Source organism: Micromonospora halophytica (assembly GCF_900090245.1).
GTDB lineage: Bacteria > Actinomycetota > Actinomycetes > Mycobacteriales > Micromonosporaceae > Micromonospora > Micromonospora halophytica.
Genome location: NZ_FMDN01000002.1, coordinates 114,246 through 130,323, shown reverse-complemented (window position 1 = coordinate 130,323; position 16,078 = coordinate 114,246). Strand labels below are relative to the sequence as shown.

General features: G+C 74.5%; 15 protein-coding genes and 1 pseudogene. 10 read left to right on the top strand and 6 right to left on the bottom strand.

The features are described 5' to 3' along the window. Positions 1–18 precede the first annotated feature (18 nt). Positions 19–1,752 (top strand): ABC transporter ATP-binding protein, encoded by a 1,734-nt coding sequence (locus GA0070560_RS03240; protein ID WP_091291893.1) that lies wholly within the window; start codon positions 19–21, stop codon positions 1,750–1,752. Positions 1,753–2,368: 616 nt separating this feature from the next. Here GA0070560_RS03240 and GA0070560_RS03235 read toward each other — a convergent pair. From GA0070560_RS03235 to GA0070560_RS03225, 3 genes are read right to left on the bottom strand one after another with little or no spacing between them, the layout of a single operon-like run. Next, positions 2,369–2,965, bottom strand: coding sequence for a TetR/AcrR family transcriptional regulator (locus GA0070560_RS03235; RefSeq protein ID WP_091291171.1), 597 nt, complete (start codon positions 2,963–2,965; stop codon positions 2,369–2,371). Beyond that, complete coding sequence (locus GA0070560_RS03230) at positions 2,962–3,717, bottom strand: ABC transporter permease (protein ID WP_091291169.1); 756 nt, start codon at positions 3,715–3,717, stop codon at positions 2,962–2,964. Before GA0070560_RS03230 ends, GA0070560_RS03235 begins: the two co-directional genes overlap by 4 nt. After that, positions 3,714–4,454: an ABC transporter ATP-binding protein gene (locus tag GA0070560_RS03225; protein WP_091291167.1), complete on the bottom strand. Its 741-nt coding sequence runs from the start codon at positions 4,452–4,454 to the stop codon at positions 3,714–3,716. Before GA0070560_RS03225 ends, GA0070560_RS03230 begins: the two co-directional genes overlap by 4 nt. Positions 4,455–4,720: 266 nt before the next feature. Here GA0070560_RS03225 and GA0070560_RS29875 point away from each other — a divergent pair. The 4 genes and pseudogenes from GA0070560_RS29875 to GA0070560_RS03210 all read left to right on the top strand — a co-directional run. Continuing rightward, positions 4,721–5,449: pseudogene (locus tag GA0070560_RS29875) on the top strand (phosphoribosyl-AMP cyclohydrolase); the annotation flags it as partial. A gap of 189 nt (positions 5,450–5,638) precedes the next feature. Further along, on the top strand, positions 5,639–6,055 hold the full coding sequence (hisI, locus tag GA0070560_RS29270; RefSeq protein ID WP_425412600.1) for a phosphoribosyl-AMP cyclohydrolase: 417 nt from the start codon (positions 5,639–5,641) through the stop codon (positions 6,053–6,055). Between the two features lie 58 nt (positions 6,056–6,113). Next, on the top strand, positions 6,114–7,667 hold the full coding sequence (locus GA0070560_RS03215; protein WP_091291163.1) for an anthranilate synthase component I: 1,554 nt from the start codon (positions 6,114–6,116) through the stop codon (positions 7,665–7,667). Next, positions 7,664–8,260, top strand: a complete 597-nt coding sequence (locus GA0070560_RS03210) for a Trp biosynthesis-associated membrane protein (protein WP_091291161.1) — start codon at positions 7,664–7,666, stop codon at positions 8,258–8,260. The genes GA0070560_RS03215 and GA0070560_RS03210 overlap by 4 nt, the downstream gene beginning before the upstream one ends. Here the strand turns inward: GA0070560_RS03210 and GA0070560_RS03205 are convergent. Beyond that, positions 8,253–8,522, bottom strand: coding sequence for a hypothetical protein (locus GA0070560_RS03205; protein ID WP_091291891.1), 270 nt, complete (start codon positions 8,520–8,522; stop codon positions 8,253–8,255). The two genes, GA0070560_RS03210 and GA0070560_RS03205, sit on opposite strands and share 8 nt — an antisense overlap. Positions 8,523–9,011: 489 nt before the next feature. Here GA0070560_RS03205 and trpC point away from each other — a divergent pair, with 489 nt between their 5' ends. Genes trpC through trpA form a run of 3 tightly spaced genes read left to right on the top strand, consistent with a single transcriptional unit; the run spans position 9,012 to position 11,886 of the window. After that, entirely contained in the window at positions 9,012–9,815 is an 804-nt protein-coding gene (trpC, locus tag GA0070560_RS03200) for an indole-3-glycerol phosphate synthase TrpC (RefSeq protein ID WP_170839284.1), read from the top strand. Positions 9,816–9,842: 27 nt separating this feature from the next. After that, on the top strand, positions 9,843–11,078 hold the full coding sequence (gene trpB, locus GA0070560_RS03195) for a tryptophan synthase subunit beta (protein WP_091291157.1): 1,236 nt from the start codon (positions 9,843–9,845) through the stop codon (positions 11,076–11,078). A 4-nt stretch (positions 11,079–11,082) separates the two neighbouring features. Then, the gene (gene trpA / locus GA0070560_RS03190) at positions 11,083–11,886 is read left to right on the top strand and encodes a tryptophan synthase subunit alpha (protein ID WP_091291155.1); all 804 of its coding nucleotides are present in this window, start codon (positions 11,083–11,085) and stop codon (positions 11,884–11,886) included. Between the two features lie 189 nt (positions 11,887–12,075). Here the strand turns inward: trpA and GA0070560_RS03185 are convergent, their stop codons facing one another. Continuing rightward, positions 12,076–12,519 carry an NUDIX hydrolase gene (locus GA0070560_RS03185; RefSeq protein ID WP_091291153.1) on the bottom strand — a complete coding sequence of 148 codons (444 nt, stop codon included), beginning with the start codon at positions 12,517–12,519 and terminating at the stop codon, positions 12,076–12,078. Positions 12,520–12,622: 103 nt separating this feature from the next. On the opposite strand from GA0070560_RS03185, the gene lgt reads away from it, so the two are divergent. Together lgt and GA0070560_RS03175 are read left to right on the top strand one after the other, a co-directional pair. Further along, positions 12,623–13,771: a prolipoprotein diacylglyceryl transferase gene (gene lgt, locus GA0070560_RS03180; RefSeq protein WP_091291151.1), complete on the top strand. Its 1,149-nt coding sequence runs from the start codon at positions 12,623–12,625 to the stop codon at positions 13,769–13,771. Between the two features lie 12 nt (positions 13,772–13,783). After that, positions 13,784–14,980 carry an FAD-dependent oxidoreductase gene (locus GA0070560_RS03175; protein WP_091291149.1) on the top strand — a complete coding sequence of 399 codons (1,197 nt, stop codon included), beginning with the start codon at positions 13,784–13,786 and terminating at the stop codon, positions 14,978–14,980. 109 nt (positions 14,981–15,089) lie between these two features. On the opposite strand, the gene GA0070560_RS03170 is transcribed toward GA0070560_RS03175, so the two are convergent. After that, positions 15,090–15,932 (bottom strand): GNAT family N-acetyltransferase, encoded by an 843-nt coding sequence (locus tag GA0070560_RS03170; protein WP_091291147.1) that lies wholly within the window; start codon positions 15,930–15,932, stop codon positions 15,090–15,092. Positions 15,933–16,078: the final 146 nt, after the last annotated feature.

Below are 16,078 nucleotides of genomic sequence, written 5' to 3'. Positions count from 1 at the left end.
GAGTCCGCCTGGCGGACGATGCGCCGTGGGCTCGCGCTCTCCCCGGAGTTGCGCGTCGGCCTCGCCGGAACGTTGGCCCTGGCCCTGGTCTACATGGTGGGCCGGGTGGCCGTACCGGTGGCGGTGCAACGGGGCATCGACGACGGCCTGACCGTCGCCGGCGGCCCGGATCTCGGCGTGGTCGGCGCGGTGGCGGTCGCCACCGCCGCGGTGCTGGTGGTCACCACCATCTGCGGCTACCTGATGATGCGCCGGCTGTTCACGGTCAGCGAGACCGCGCTGGCCAACGTCCGCACCCGGGCGTTCCGGCACGTGCACGACCTGTCGATGCTGCACCAGCAGTCCGAGCGGCGCGGTTCGCTGGTCTCCCGGGTCACCAGCGACGTCGACCAGATCACCCAGTTCCTCCAGTGGGGTGGCGTGATCCTGATCGTCAACCTCGGGCAGCTCGTGGTCACCACCGCCGTCATGCTGGCGTACTCGTGGCGGCTGACCCTCGTGGTGATCGTCGCCTTCGCTCCGGCGGTGCTGGTGATCCGGGCGCTGCAACGCCGGCTCGGCGCGGCGTACGGGGTGGTCCGGCAGCGGACGGGCGCCCTGCTCGGCACCATCGCCGAGAGCGTCGTCGGGGCCCCGGTGATCCGCGCGTACGGGATTGCCGGGCGGACCTCCCGGCGGCTGGACGACGCGATCGACGCCCAGCGTACGGCCCAGCAGCGGGCCATCCGGATCAGCATCATGGGCAGCTCCGTCGGGGAACTGGCCGCCGGGGTGGCGCTCGCCGGGGTGGTGGTGCTCGGGGTGCTGCTCGGGGTGGACGGCTCGCTGTCGGTGGGCCAGCTGACCGCGTTCCTGTTTCTGGTGACGCTCTTCATCCAGCCGGTGCAGATCGCCACCGAGGTGCTCAACGAGGCGCAGAACGCGATCGCCGGCTGGCGGCGGGTGCTCGACGTGCTCGACGTCGCGCCGGACGTGGCCGACCCCGGGGAGCAGGGGCGGGAGCTGCCGGACGGCCCGCTGGACATCCGGTTCGCCGGGGTGAGCTTCGCCTACCCGGGTTCTCCGCCGGTGCTGCACGACGTGACCCTGGACATCCCGGCGAAGAGTCGGGTCGCGGTGGTCGGTGAGACCGGCAGCGGCAAGACCACCTTCGCGAAGCTGCTGACCCGGTTGATGGACCCGACCGAGGGCACGGTCCTGCTCTCCGGGGTGCCGCTGGACCGGGTGCGCTTCTCCTCGTTGCGGTCCCGGGTGGTGATGGTGCCGCAGGACGGTTTCCTCTTCGACGCCACGGTCGGGGAGAACGTCCGCTTCGCCCGGCCCGAGCTGACCGACGAGCAGCTCACCGTCGCCTTCACCGAGCTGGGGCTGGCCGACTGGCTGGACGGGCTGCCGTCGGGCCTGGACACTCCGGTCGGCGAGCGGGGCGAGGCGCTGAGCGTGGGGGAGCGGCAGCTCGTCGCGCTCGCCCGGGCGTACGTGGCCGACCCGGACCTGCTGGTGCTCGACGAGGCCACCAGCGCCGTCGACCCGGCCACCGAGGTGCGCCTGCAACGCACCCTGGACGCGGTCACCCGGGGCCGGACCACCCTGGCCATCGCGCACCGGCTCTCCACCGCCCAGGCCGCCGACGAGGTGATCGTGGTGGACCGGGGGCGGATCGTGCAGCGCGGGCCGCACGACGAGCTGGTCCGCGACCCGGACTCGGTCTACGGCCTGCTCTACGCCTCCTGGCTGGAGCAGACCCGCTGAGCGGCCGGACCTGCTCCCGCTGACCTGGGCGGGGTATCCCTGGCGCGCCGGCTGCGGGAGCGCGGTGGTGGGGCCGGCGGTCACCGTACGTGCCGGTGTGGTTCGCCTTGCCACCCCCGCCCGGGACCCTTTGCTCTGCACCCACGGACGCGCCAACCACCGAACGTGGCGGCTCGTTGCCCGCCGCCGCAGAAACTGGGCGGCGAATTACCTGGTGAGCGCGGTGGTGCGTCGGTGGCAGCAGAGCAAAGGACGCTGACCACTACGGCGACCTCCTCCGCTGCGGTTACCGACGGTCATCAGCACAGTGCGTCACCGGCTCCTGCACCAGGTTGGGCGTGTGGGCCCGGGCGAGGGACAGTTCGCGGTGGACGTACCCGCCTGATTGCCCTAGGGGGCGAGTTAGGTAGGCCTAACCTGTGTTGGAGGTGGCCCCGTGGGACCGAGCCCCGCCGAGGGCATCGCCGTGGTGCTGGACGTGCTCGACCTGCCCCCGGCCGCGGGCGCGCCGTCGCGCTGCTGGCCGACCTCACCGACCCGGCGGAGCTGTCCCGGCTGCTGCACCCGATGCTCCGCCCCCGCCCGGCGGTCACTCGCCCGGACCCCGGCCGGCCGGTTAGCCCAGGTCGCCGGTGAGGTAGCGCTGCACGGTCGGGCCGAGCGCCGCCACCAGGATCTCCGGCTCGGCGGAGGCGACCGGCTCCAGCCGGATCACGTAGCGCATCATCGCCAGGCCGATCATCTGGCTGGCCACCAGTGAGCCGCGCAGCGGCAGCTCGGCCGGCGCGATGTCCAGGTGGTCGAGGACCCGGCGCAGCACCTGGGTGACCAGGAACTCGCGCATCAGTCGGGCCGTCCACTCATTGTTGGCCGCCGAGCGGAGCAGGGCCACGGCCGCCGCGCCGGCCGGTGAGTCCCACACCCCGATGAACAACCGGATCAGCCGGTCGCCCACCTCGTCCGGCGCACCGGCCAGCACGGCGGGGAGCAGCTCCGCCGGGTCGACCGGGATGTCGACGGTGGCCCGGAAGAGCTGGTCCTTGCTGCCGAAGTAGTGGTGCACCAGCGCCGGGTCGACGCCCGCGGCCGCCGCGATCACCCGGATCGAGGTCGCGTCGAACCCGCGCTCGGCGAAGGCCGTGCGGGCCGCCGCGAGGATCGCGTCCCGGGTGTCGGGGTTGCCGGGGCGTCGCCCGGTGCGCCGCGGTGTCATCCGTTGCGCCTGCGCAGGGTCGCCGCCGCCAGCACCAGGGCCACCACGGCCGAACCGGCCACGATCGCCACGTCCCGCCACATCGTGCCGGTCGGTTCGGCGTGCACGCCGACCTCCTGCAGGGCCTCCACCGCGTACGACAGGGGGAAGGCGTCGCTGACCACCTGGAGCCAGCCGGCCATCTCCCCGCGCGGCACGAACAGGCCGCAGAGCAGCAGCTGCGGCAGCACCACCACCGGCATGAACTGCACCGCCTGGAACTCGGTGCGGGCGAAGGCACTGCACAGCAGCCCGAGCGCGACCGCCAGCACCGCGTTCACCGCGGCGATCATGACGACCAGCCAGACGCTGCCGGCGGTGTTCAGGCCGAACAGCCAGTACGCCGCCGCCGAGGCGATGGTGGCCTGCACCGCGCCGGCCAGGCCGAACGCGATGCCGTACCCGAAGAGCAGGTCGAGCTTGCCCAACGGGGTGGTGAGCAGGCGCTCCAGCGTCCCGGTGGTGCGCTCGCGGAGCATCGCGATGCTGGTCACCAGGAACATGATGATGAACGGGAAGAAGCCGAGCATCACCAGGGCCACCCGGTCGAAGAGCGACGGCTGCCCGGGTGGGGCGGGCTGGTCGACGTACATGAAGTAGACCAGGGTGAGCAGCACCGTCGGCACCACCACGAGCAGCGCCACGGTACGCCGGTCGTGCCGCAGTTGGCGCAGGATGCGCCCGGTGGTGACGGCCAGGATCCTCGCGCTCATGATTCCTCCCCGGTGGGCCGGTGGCCCGTCTCGCTCTCGCGGATCAACCGGAGGAACGCCTCCTCCAGGTCGTCGACGCCGGTGTGCGCGCGGATGGCGTCCGGGGTCTCGTCGGCGATCAGTCGGCCCTGGCGGATCAGCAGCAGCCGGTCGCAGCGGGCCGCCTCGTCCATCACGTGGCTGGAGACCAGCAGGGTCGTCCCGGTCGCCGCCATGGCGTGGAACCGGGCCCACAGGTCGGCCCGCAACACCGGGTCCTGGCCGACGGTCGGCTCGTCGAGGACGACCAGTTCCGGCTCGCCGACCAGGGCGCAGGCCAGTGAGGCGCGGCTGCGCTGCCCGCCGGAGAGGGTGCCGACGAGCTGGGTGGCCGCCCCGGCCAGCCCGACGTCGGCGACGGCCCGGTCGGCGTCGGCCGCGCGCCGGCCGTGCAGCGCGGCGAAGTAGCGGGCGTTCTCCCGCACGGTCAGGTCGGCGTAGACGCTCGGCGCCTGGGTGAGGTAGCCCACCCGGTGCCGCAGCTGCGCCGTGCCGGCGGGTGCGCCGAGCACGGTGACGGTGCCGGTGGCGATCGTCTGCACCCCGACCACCGCCCGCATCAGGGTGGTCTTGCCGCTGCCGCTGGGTCCGAGCAGTCCGGTGACCGCACCGCGCGGCACCGCGCAGCTGATCCCGTCGAGGACCCGCCGCCGGCCACGGTCCACGACCAGGTCGCGGACCGTTATCGCGTCGTCCATCGCCCACCTCCCGAAAAACTCACCGAGTGTTGAACTCAACGCTAGATGAGTTGCCTGCCCGCGCGCAACGAGCGACTTCGAGCGCACTCGAACCGGAGGCCTGCGGCGCGTGGACCCGGCACTCGGGAGAGAGGCCTCTCCGTGGGCGAGGCGGCTGCCCGGGTGGGACCGGCGAAAGGTGCCCCGAGGCAGGAATGCGAACGGTCGGGCACTAGCCTTCGGAGCGGACACCGGGTCCGTCAACGGGCATTGCGGCCTGATCGGACGTGCGGCACGATGGCGAAGTGGATCACGCTCCGTTGCCGAAGGGCGGTTTCCTCGACGACTGGGCGACCCGGCTGCGCGAGGCCGCCGAGCGGCCCGTCGTCGGCATCCTGCTGCGCGGGAGCCACGCCCGACGGGGCGCCACCGTGCACAGCGATGTCGACCTCGACGTACTCGTCGACGACCACCGGCCCGTCCCGACCCAGGGCGGGACGGGCCGACCCGACGCCATCCCGTACGCCGTCCGGCAGGCGTACCTCGCCGAGGTGGACGGCCGGTTGGTGCACCTGTCGGTCGCCGCCCGCGACGTGCGGTCCTGGATCGACCGGCTCGGCGAGCCGGCCGACTGGGCGTTCGGCCTGCCGGTCGCCGCGCCGGCCCGGCTGCTCTGGGCCGAGAAGGACTGGCGGACCCGGATCGACCTGCCGGTGCTCTGCCAGCCGGCCGACCAGCCCCGGCTGGAGGAACTGGTCGCCACGCTGGGCAAGGTGGCCTCCGCCCGATCCGTCGACGACCACCTCGGGGTCCGGCTGGCCGCCGCCGACCTGGCCCGGCTCTGCCCCTCGGTGCTGCGCCCGGCCAACCCGGGCGTACGGGTCGTCTCCCGCCGGGGCGCCTTCACCGCCGCCCTCGCGCTGCCGGTCGCCCCGGCCGGCTACCGGGACGACATGCTGCTCTGCCTCGGACTGCGCCCCGGATCCGTCGGCCAGCTCGGCGCCGCCGCCGCCCGCCTGGTGGCCGGGGTCGTCCCGCTGGTGCGTCCGTACGCCGACCGGATCGCCGAGGTCGCCGGGCCGGACCTGGCGGCCGCGCTCGTCGACGGCCGGTTGGACCGCTACGTCGCGCAGCTCGGCCGGGCGGCCCGCCGGGGCGGGGACGGCTCGCAGGTGCCCGCCCCCCGTACGGGACAATGGCTCACTGTGCCCGTACCCGAGTCCCCCGTGACCGACGGCGGCCCCGCCGAGCCGGTCCGCCCCTCCCGCCTCGACCCGGCCATCGCCGCCCGGCTGCGCCGCACCCCGGACGGCCTGGTGGCTGCCGTCGTCCGCCAGCACGACACCGGTGAGGTGCTGATGGTCGCCTGGATGGACGACGAGGCGCTGCACCGCACGCTGACCACCGGCCGGGCGACCTACTGGTCACGCAGCCGCCAGGAGTACTGGGTCAAGGGCGCCACCTCCGGCCACCACCAGTACGTCCGCTCGGTGGCCCTCGACTGCGACGGCGACGCGCTGCTGGTCAGCGTCGAGCAGGTCGGCGCCGCCTGCCACACCGGCGAGCGCACCTGCTTCTTCACCGAACTGCCGGTCACCGCCGAGGGAGCCGGCCCCCGGTGAGCGCGAGGAGTGCGGCGCGGCGCAGCCCCGTGGTCGCGAACGAAAGGCAGGCCCAGCGATGACCGACGGCACGCTCAGCCCGGACCTCGGCGCCTTCACCGAGCTGGCCGCCCGGTGGCGCGTGGTGCCGGTGACCCGGCGGCTGCTGGCCGACGCGGAGACGCCGGTCGGCGTCTACCGCAAGCTCGCCGGCGGCCCGGGCACCTTCCTGCTGGAGTCCGCCGAGCAGGGCGTGGGCTCGGCCGGGACGGCCTGGTCCCGGTACTCGTTCATCGGGGTGCGCAGCAGCGCCACCCTGGTCGAGCGGGACGGGGTGGCCGGCTGGACCGGCACCCCGCCGGCCGGCGTGCCGATCTCCGGCGACCCGGTGCGGGTGCTGCGGGAGACCGTCGAGGCGCTCGCCGGCCCGGTCCAGGACCCGGGCGGCGCACTGCCGCCGCTGACCGGCGGCATGGTCGGCTACCTCGGGTACGACCTGATCCGGCGGTTCGAGCGGCTGCCCGAGCTGACCGAGGACGACCTCGGGGTGCCGGAGCTGGGCATGATGCTCGCCACCGACCTGGTGGTGCTCGACCACTACGACGGCTCGGCGATCCTGGTCGCGAACGCGGTGCTGCCCCCGCTGGACGACCCGGACCGGGAGCGCGCCGTCACGGCGGCGTACCACCACGCGGTGGGGCGGCTGGACGCGATGACCACCGCGCTGTCCCGACCGATTCCACCCATGATCTCGACGGTCGACCGCCCACCGGCCGGCGAGGTGGTCAGCCGGACGCCCGAGGGCGGCTACCGCAAGGCCGTCGACGAGGCCAAGGAGGCGATCCGGGCCGGCGAGTGCTTCCAGATCGTGCTGGCCCAGCGCTTCGAGCGGGACACCCACGCCGACCCGCTGGACGTCTACCGGGTGCTGCGCACCACCAACCCCAGCCCGTACATGTACCTGCTGCGCTTCGACGGCTTCGACATCGTCGGCTCGTCCCCGGAGGCGCACCTCAAGGTCACCGCCGGGGCGGACGGCGAGCGGCGGGCGCTGCTGCACCCGATCGCCGGCACCCGCCCGCGTGGCGCCACCCCGGACGCCGACGCCCGGCTCGCCGCCGAGCTGCTCGCCGACCCGAAGGAGCGCTCCGAGCACGTGATGCTGGTCGACCTGGGCCGCAACGACCTGGGCCGGGTCTGCCGGGCCGGCACCGTGCAGGTGCCCGAGTTCGCCACCGTCGAGCGGTACAGCCACGTCATGCACATCGTCTCCACGGTGGTGGGCACGCTGCGCGCGGACCGGACCGCCTTCGACGCGCTCGCCGCGACCTTCCCGGCCGGCACGCTCTCCGGCGCACCGAAGGTGCGCGCCATGGAGATCATCGAGGAGTTGGAGCCGGTACGGCGTGGCCTCTACGGCGGCACGGTCGGGTACTTCGGCTTCGGCGGCGACCTGGACATGGCGATCGCCATCCGGACCGCGCTGATCCGTGACGGGCGGGCGTACGTGCAGGCCGGCGCGGGGGTGGTGGCCGATTCCGATCCGGTCGCCGAGGACCGGGAGACCCGGGACAAGGCCGCCGCCGTGCTCGCCGCCATCGCCGCCGCCGAGACCCTGCGGCCGGCCCGGTGAGCGCGTCGGCCACTCCCGCCGCCGGTCCGTCCGCTCCGCCCGGCGGTGCTCCCGCCCGCCGCCGGCGCGAGCTGACGTACGCGGTGCTGCTCTGCCTGGCCGGCGCGGGTCTGGCCTTCTGGGCGGCGACCCGAACCTGGTCGGTGGAGGTCACCCCCCGGGGATCGCTGCCGGCGACCCGGCAGGACCGCTCCGGGGCGGACCTGCTGCCCTGGCTGTCGGCGCTGGCGCTGGTCGCGCTGGCCGGCGGTGGCGCGGTGCTGGCCACCCGGGCCCGCCTCCGGCGGCTGCTCGGCGCGCTGCTGGCGTTGCTCGGCCTGGCCGTGGCGGCCGGCGGCGGCTACGGGCTGGCCGCCGGCCTCGACGGCGAGGTGAGTCGGCGGTGGCCGGCGCTCTGTCTGCTCGGCGGGGTGCTGGCGGCCCTCGGCGGCGGACTGACCGCGCTGCGCGGCGACCGGTGGCCGGCGATGGGCGCCCGCTACGAGCGTCGAACCCGGCCGGAAGCGGCGCCCGACGGCCGGCCGGCGACCGAGCGGGGCACCCGGGAGGCGTGGGACGCGCTCGACCGGGGCGAGGATCCGACGGTCAGCTGACCGGCTGCCGGACCTCGCGACGGTCCCGGGCGGCCGCGCGCGCGGCGGCCAGCTCGGCGACGAGGCGGTCCAGTTCGGCGCGCTGGTCGGCGCGGGCCCGGTCGGCGCAGACCGCCTCCCACGCGTTGCCCCGCGCGGTACGCATCCGGCCCTCGCCCACCACGGCGCGTTCGAGGGTGTGCACCACACCGACGGCGAGCGACGCGACGGTCCGGGAGATGGTGGTGATGTCGAGGGTCGGGTTCGGTCCCGTAGTGCTCATGGCGGTCACCCCACACGAGAAGTCCGACGGTCGGCAGGCGCGTCTTCGAGTCTGCCCTGGTCCCAGGCTGCCCGGCTGACGTTTCGCCGTGGTGACCAGCGGATCAACTGTCCATCGGGGCGAACGACCTCGGTAGGGCCGTTCATCCTTGAGCTTGGTCACAGCATCGACGGCAATCGCGGTGATGCGCGCGGCGGGCCGACGTGGTGTCATGGCTCATGGGCGTTGGTCGATGGGTCCGGAGTGCCCGCGCGGCGGGCGCAGGTGACGCCGGTCGACGGGCGCGGTCGCGCTGCGTGATCCACTGTTCACCGGAAGTCGGCCATCATGCCACAGCCCAATCCGTGAGGAGCGCCATACCCCCGGCACCTGACGCCAGGTGGCGCCCCCTAGCATCGGCCCATGACACCCGGAGAGGGGAGTCCGTTGGTGACTGCTGAGCATGCGCACGCGGAGGGGGACGGGGCCGGTCCGGCAGCGTCCGGAAGCGTGCTCGACGAGATCCTGGCCGGCGTCCGCGAGGACGTCGCGCGGCGACAGGAACAGGTTCCGCTGGAGCGGATCCGGGAACTGGCCGCCGCCGCGCCTCCGCCGCTGGACGCGTACGCGGCCCTGCGCAAGCCCGGGGTGGCGGTGATCGCCGAGGTCAAGCGTTCGTCGCCGTCCAAGGGTCGGCTGGCCGAGATCGCCGACCCGGCCGACCTCGCCGGCCAGTACGCCTCCGGTGGTGCCCGGGCGATCAGCGTGCTGACCGAGGGGCGCTGGTTCGGCGGCTCGCTCGACGACCTGGCCGCCGTCCGGGCCGCCGTGCAGGTCCCGGTCCTGCGCAAGGACTTCGTGGTCTCCAGCTACCAGGTCCACGAGGCCCGCGCGCACGGCGCCGACCTGGTGCTGCTGATCGTCGCCGCGCTGGAGCAGAACGCGCTGGTCGGCCTGCTGGAGCGGATCGAGTCGCTCGGCATGACCGCGCTGGTCGAGGTGCACACCGAGGAGGAGGCCGACCGGGCCCTGGAGGCCGGCGCGCAGGTGATCGGGGTCAACGCCCGTGACCTGCGTACCCTGGAGGTCGACCGGTCCGTCTTCGAGCGGATCGCGCCCGGCCTGCCCAGCAGTGTCGTCAAGATCGCCGAGTCCGGCGTGCGTGGCCCGCACGACCTGATCCGGTACGCCTCGGCCGGCGCCGACGCCGTCCTGGTCGGGGAGGGTCTGGTCACCCAGAAGAGCCCGCGCGAGGCGGTCGCCGAACTGGTCAACGCCGGCAACCACCCGGCCACGCCCCGCCCGGTGCGCTGACCCCGACACCGCGAGAGGATCACCGCCATGAGCGCTGACGTTTCGGCCCCCTCCGGTCAGGTTCCCGACGCCGCCGGCCACTTCGGCCGCTTCGGCGGCCGGTTCGTGCCGGAGGCGCTGGTCGCGGCGCTCGACGAACTGGACGCGGCGTACCGCAAGGCGATGACCGACGAGAGCTTCCTCGCCGAGTTCGACGCCCTGCTGCGCGACTACGCCGGCACCCCGTCGCTGCTGTACCCGGCCCACCGGTTCTCCGCGAAGGCCGGCGCGCGGATCCTGCTCAAGCGGGAGGACCTCAACCACACCGGAGCGCACAAGGTGCGCAACGTGCTGGGCCAGGCGCTGCTCACCAGGCGGATGGGCAAGAAGCGGGTCATCGCCGAGACCGGTGCCGGCCAGCACGGCGTGGCCACCGCCACCGCCGCCGCCCTGTTCGACCTCGAGTGCGTGGTCTACATGGGTGAGGTCGACACCGAGCGGCAGGCGCTCAACGTGGCCCGGATGCGGATGTTGGGCGCCACGGTGATCCCGGTGACCACCGGCTCGCGCACGCTCAAGGACGCGATGAACGAGGCGATGCGGGACTGGGTCGCCAACGTCGACGACACCCACTACCTGATCGGCACCGCCGCCGGCCCGCACCCGTTCCCGGAGATGGTCCGGGACTTCGTCCGGGGCATCGGCGAGGAGGCTCGCCAGCAGTGCCTGGACCTCACCGGCGCGCTGCCGGACGCGGTCGCGGCCTGCGTCGGCGGCGGCTCCAACGCGCTGGGCATCTTCCACGCCTTCGTGCCCGACACCGGCGTGCGGCTGTACGGCTTCGAGGCCGGCGGCGAGGGGGTGGAGACCGGGCGGCACGCGGCCAGCATCACCGGCGGCACCTCCGGCGTGCTGCACGGCACCCGCACGTACGTGCTGCAGAACGCCGACGGCCAGACGATCGAGTCGCACTCCATCTCGGCCGGCCTGGACTACCCCGGCGTCGGCCCGGAGCACGCCTGGCTGCACGACAGCGGCCGGGCCACCTACCTGCCGGTGACCGACGCCGAGGCGATGGCCGCGTTCGAGCTGCTCTGCCGTACCGAGGGGATCATCCCGGCGATCGAGAGCTCGCACGCGCTCGCCGGCGCCCTGACGATCGCCCCCCGGCTCGCCGAGGAACTGGGCCGGGAGCCGGTCATCGTGGTCAACCTCTCCGGGCGGGGCGACAAGGACGTGCACACCGCCGGCGAGTACTTCGGCATCCTCGACAAGGAGCAGTGAGATCGTGAGCCGGATCGGGGTGGCCTTCGACAAGGCCCGCGCCGACGGGCGGGCCGTGCTGGTCGGCTGCATGCCGGCCGGCTTCCCGACCGTCGAGGGCAGCATCGCCGCGATGACCGCCATGGTCGAGGCGGGCGTGGACGTCATCGAGGTGGAGATCCCGTACTCCGACCCGGTGATGGACGGGCCGGTGATCCAGAGGGCCAGCGACATCGCCCTGGCCGGCGGCGTGCGTACCGCGGACACCCTGCGCATCGTCGAGGCGGTCGCGGCGACCGGCGCGCAGGTGGTCACCATGACCTACTGGAACCCGATCGAGCAGTACGGCGTCGACACGTTCGCCCGCGACCTCGCCGCCGCCGGTGGCACCGGCCTGATCACCCCCGACCTGATCCCCGAGGAGGCCGGTGAGTGGCTGGCCGCCTCGGACACGCACGGCCTGGACCGGACCTTCCTGGTCTCGCCGTCGTCCACCGACGCCCGGCTGAAGATGACCGTCGAGCACTGCCGGGGCTTCGTCTACGCCACGGCGATCATGGGCGTCACCGGGGCCCGGGCGCAGACCTCGCAGGCCGCGCCGGTCCTGGTCTCCCGGGTCCGTGAGGTCACCGACCTGCCGGTCGGCGTCGGGCTCGGCGTCGGCACCGGCGCCCAGGCCGCCACGGTCGCCGGGTACGCCGACGGCGTCATCGTGGGCAGCGCCCTGATCCGCTGCCTGCTCGAAGCCTCGGACCAGGCGGCCGGGCTGGCCGCCCTGCGTGCGCTCAGCGCCGACCTCGCCGAGGGCGTGCGCAACCCCGCCCGCTGACTGACCGGCACCCGGCCGTCCCGCCCCGGGCGTGGCCCGACCCACGGCCGCCGCGCCGCCCCGCTCTGCTGCCGCCGACGCGCCACCCTGTCCCGCTCCCGGAGCGCCTCCTCTGCAGGATCGCGCTTGATCCGGGAAACGGTGGCCGCACGGCGCGATCGAGGCCACCACTTCCCGGATCGGGCGTGATCATGGCGGCTCCGGGCGCAGGTCGCGCAGCACTCCGGAGCGGCCGGCCAGCGCGTCGGCCACCGAGGCCCGGGTCACCGGCGTGACCTCCGCCGGCAACGCCCCCGGACGGTGCCAGGCCAGCGCGTACCCGGCCGGTGGACCGGCGTCGTGCCGCGTGCGGACCCGGGCGCGGAAGACGTGCACCAGCACGTCGCGTGGCGACCCGGACGCGGCCGGCCGCCCACACGGCGTATCGGTCAGGTGGTAGATCCCCACCAGGTCGGTCACCTCGACCGACCGGCCGGTCTCCCGCCGGACCTCGTCGGCCACCGCGCCGCTCGGGCACGCCGGGCGGCGCAACCGCCCGCCGGGCAGGGCCCACCGCCGCCCACCCCGGCAGAGCAGCACCCGGCCGGCGTCGTCGGTCACGACCGCCGCGACCGCCCAGGTGAGCCCGGTCATACCCGAAGAGGGTACGGGCCGGTGAACCGGGTGTCATCCGGCGCGCGTCACCACGCGGACGGGGGTGCCGCGAACGCGGTCCGCAACGGTAGCCTGTGCACCCGTGACCCTCGCCTCGTCGATTCCCCAGGCAGCCCTGCCGAGCCCGACCACCGCTGTCTGGCAGCTCGGGCCGGTGCCGATCCGGGCATACGCGCTCTGCATCATCCTCGGCATCGTGCTGGCCTGCTGGCTCACCGAACGTCGACTGCGCCAGCGCGGGGTGGCCCCCGGCGCGGTGCTCGACATCGCGGTCTGGGCGGTCCCGGCCGGCATCATCGGCGCGCGGATCTACCACGTGATCACCTCGCCGGAGAAGTACTTCGGCGCCGGGGGCGAGCCACTGAAGGCGTTCTTCATCTGGGAGGGCGGCCTCGGCATCTGGGGCGCGGTCGCCGGCGGCGCGGTCGGCGCGTGGATCGCCGCCCGGCAGCTCGGCATCCCGTTCGCCGTGGTGGCCGACGCGCTCGCCCCGGGCCTGCCGCTGGCCCAGGCGGTCGGCCGGCTCGGCAACTGGTTCAACAACGAGCTCTACGGCGGCCCGACCACGCTGCCCTGGGGGCTGGAGGTCCACAAGATGGACTCCGCCAACCCGGGTCAGGCACAGCTCGACGAGGCCGGCAACCCGATCCTGCTGCCGGGGCTCTACCACCCGACCTTCCTCTACGAGGCGATCTGGAACGTCGGCGTCGCCGCCCTGGTGCTCGTCCTCGACCGGCGCCTCAAGCTGGGCAAGGGTCGGGCGTTCGCGCTCTACGTGATGGGCTACACCGCCGGCCGGTTCTGGATCGAGATCATGCGTACCGACGAGGCGAACCGCATCCTCGGCGTACGGCTCAACGTCTGGACCGCCGGGCTGGTCTTCATCGGCGCGCTGATCTACTTCCTGCGGGTCCGTGGCCCCCGCGAGTACCTGATCCCGGTCGGCGCCCCCGCCCCGGTCCCGCCGCCCGGCGGGGACGTCTCCCAGGTCGACCTCTCCCGTGCCGAGCACGGCGCGCGGGCGGCCGCGCCGGAGGGCTACCGGACGGTGAGCGAGGAGCAGTTCCGGGCGTACCAGGAGACGGGCGAGGTGCCCGACGAGCCTGCGGCCGGGCCGCCCGCGGCGGCCGACGAACCGGCGGCGACCGCGGACGACGCGGACGACGACGTACCGCAGCGGGACGACCGGGCCGGCACAGCCGGCACCCGTCCCGCCGACCGGGACAGCTGAGCGGGCCGGGGCATGCGTACCGCGGTGGTGGTCGGGGCCGGGCTCGGTGGCCTGGCGGTGGCCGGCGCGCTGGCCCGCTCCGGCTGGCAGGTCACCGTGCTCGAACGGGCGGACCGGGTCCGCCCCGAACCGACTGCCGTGGTGCTCTGGCCCAACGGGGTCCGTGCGCTGCACGCCCTGGGCCTCGGTGCGGGCCTCGACGCGATCGCCACCGCGCTGCCCGACGGCGGGGTACGCCGCCCCGACGGTCACTGGCTGGTGCAGCCGCGCCCCACCCCCGCCGACCGGATGCCGGTGGTGGTGCACCGGGAGGACCTGCACGATGCCCTGATCGCCGGTCTCGGCGACCGGGTGGAGCTGCGTACCGGGGTGGCCGTGGACACGGTCCGGGTCCGCCCCGGCGAGCGCCCGGCGGTCGGCGCGGGCCGCCACCTGGTCGAGGCCGACCTGGTGGTCGCGGCCGACGGCACCGACAGCGCGGTACGCCGCCAGCTCGCCCCCGAGGCGGCCGTGGTCAGCTCCGGATCCGCCTGCTGGCGGGCGGTGATCCCCTGGTACCGGGCACCGAGGCTGGCGGCCGACCAGCCGCTCGGCGGGGAGGTGCTGGGGGCCGGCTACCGCTTCGTGGCCGCCTCGCTGGGCGAGCGTGGCTCGTCCGGCGCGTCCCGCCGGGGCGGCATCTACTGGGTGGCCACCGCCGCCGGCGCGCCCCGCCCCGAGCCGCCGGAGACCCAGCTCGCCCTGCTCAAACGCTGGTACGCGGGCTGGCCCGCCCCGGTCGGCGAGCTGCTCGACGCCACCGAGCCGGCCGACCTGGTCCAGCAGGAGGTCCGGGAGCTGCGGCCGCTGCCCCGGGTGTACGGCTTCCCGGCCGGGCCGGGTGGGGTGGTGCTGCTCGGCGACGCGGCGCACGCCATGCCGCCGCACCTCGGGCAGGGCGCCTGCCTCGCCTTCGAGGACGCGGCCACCCTGTCGTCGTTGCTGCGGGAGTCCCGGTTGCCCGACGCCGTGCAGGCGTACGACCGGCTGCGCCGGCCCCGCGTGGCCACCGTGGTCCGGCAGACCCGCCGGATGTCGGCGGTCCTGCAGGCCCGTGGCCGGCTGGCGCTGCGTGCCCGCGACGCCGCCCTGGGCACGATCAACCCCCGCCTGCTCTCCAGCGCCGCGTCGGCGGCCGCCCAGTGGCGCCCCCCCACCCCCACCCCCTGACCGCCCCACGCTGTCTCGCCCTCGCGTCGTTGGTCATGAAGTTGTAGTCACGACACGAGGCGGGTGGCAACAACTTCATGATCAACGAGGTGGGCGTGGGGGACGGCGTTCAGATGAGGGCGGTGGGTTCGGCGATGCAGGCGGTGCCGACGCGGCGGAACCCGACGCGCAGGTAGACCCGGGCGATGTCCTCGCTGCCGGCGGAGAGGAAGATCAGATCCGTGCCGGCCGCGAGCAGTTCGCGGGCGAGGGTGGCGGTGACCGCCGCGCCCAGGCCCCGGCGGCGGGCGGCCGGCAGGGTGGCCACCCCGGCGATCTCGGCCACGTCGCCGACCCGCATCGCCATCCCGCTCGCGAGGGTGCCCTCGGTGGTCGTTGCGGCCAGCGCCGACAGGCGGCGCCCGTCGGCGATCCGGGCCCGCTCCTCGTCCAGCGCGGCCACGTCCAGCTCGGTCACCGCGGCGTCCCGCTCGGTCGGTCCGGCCTCGCCGCGCGCGGTGCCGGCGGCGGCGAAGCCCACCGCGGCGACCGCGCGGCGGGCCGCCACGTCGGCGGCGAAGCCGGGCGCGTCCGGGTCCAGCATCCGCACCGGTACGTCGGTGAACGTCGCCGGGTCGCCCACGGCGGCCGGGTCGAGCACCATCAGCGGCGCCTCCAGCACGCCCAGCCCCGCCGCGCGGGCCACCGCGAGCAGGTCCGGGGTGGTCTCGTGCACCCACTCGAAGGCCTCCGGCAGGCCCAGCTCCCGCTGGCGTTCCCGCACGGCCGCCACGTCGGCCAGCGAGGGCGGCGCGGTGGCGTCCAGCCGGGCGCGGGCGTAGAACGGCCAACCGGTCCCTTCCCGGACGAACAGGACGAGGCCGCCGTGCTCCTCGCCGCGGGCCGCATCGCGGGGCACCGCGTCGTAGAAACGTTCCAACCGGGCGAACAACTCACGGTGCTGGGAATCCACCGCGCGAGACTACACGTCCCAGAGTCTGGAAGGTGTGATCAATCTGCACTGGCCTTGCGGGGGTCGCCCTAACGTAGACTAAATAGACCGCAGAGGGCCGACGTCGTCCCGACCATGATCCAACCTGAGTGACGACAGGAGGCCCG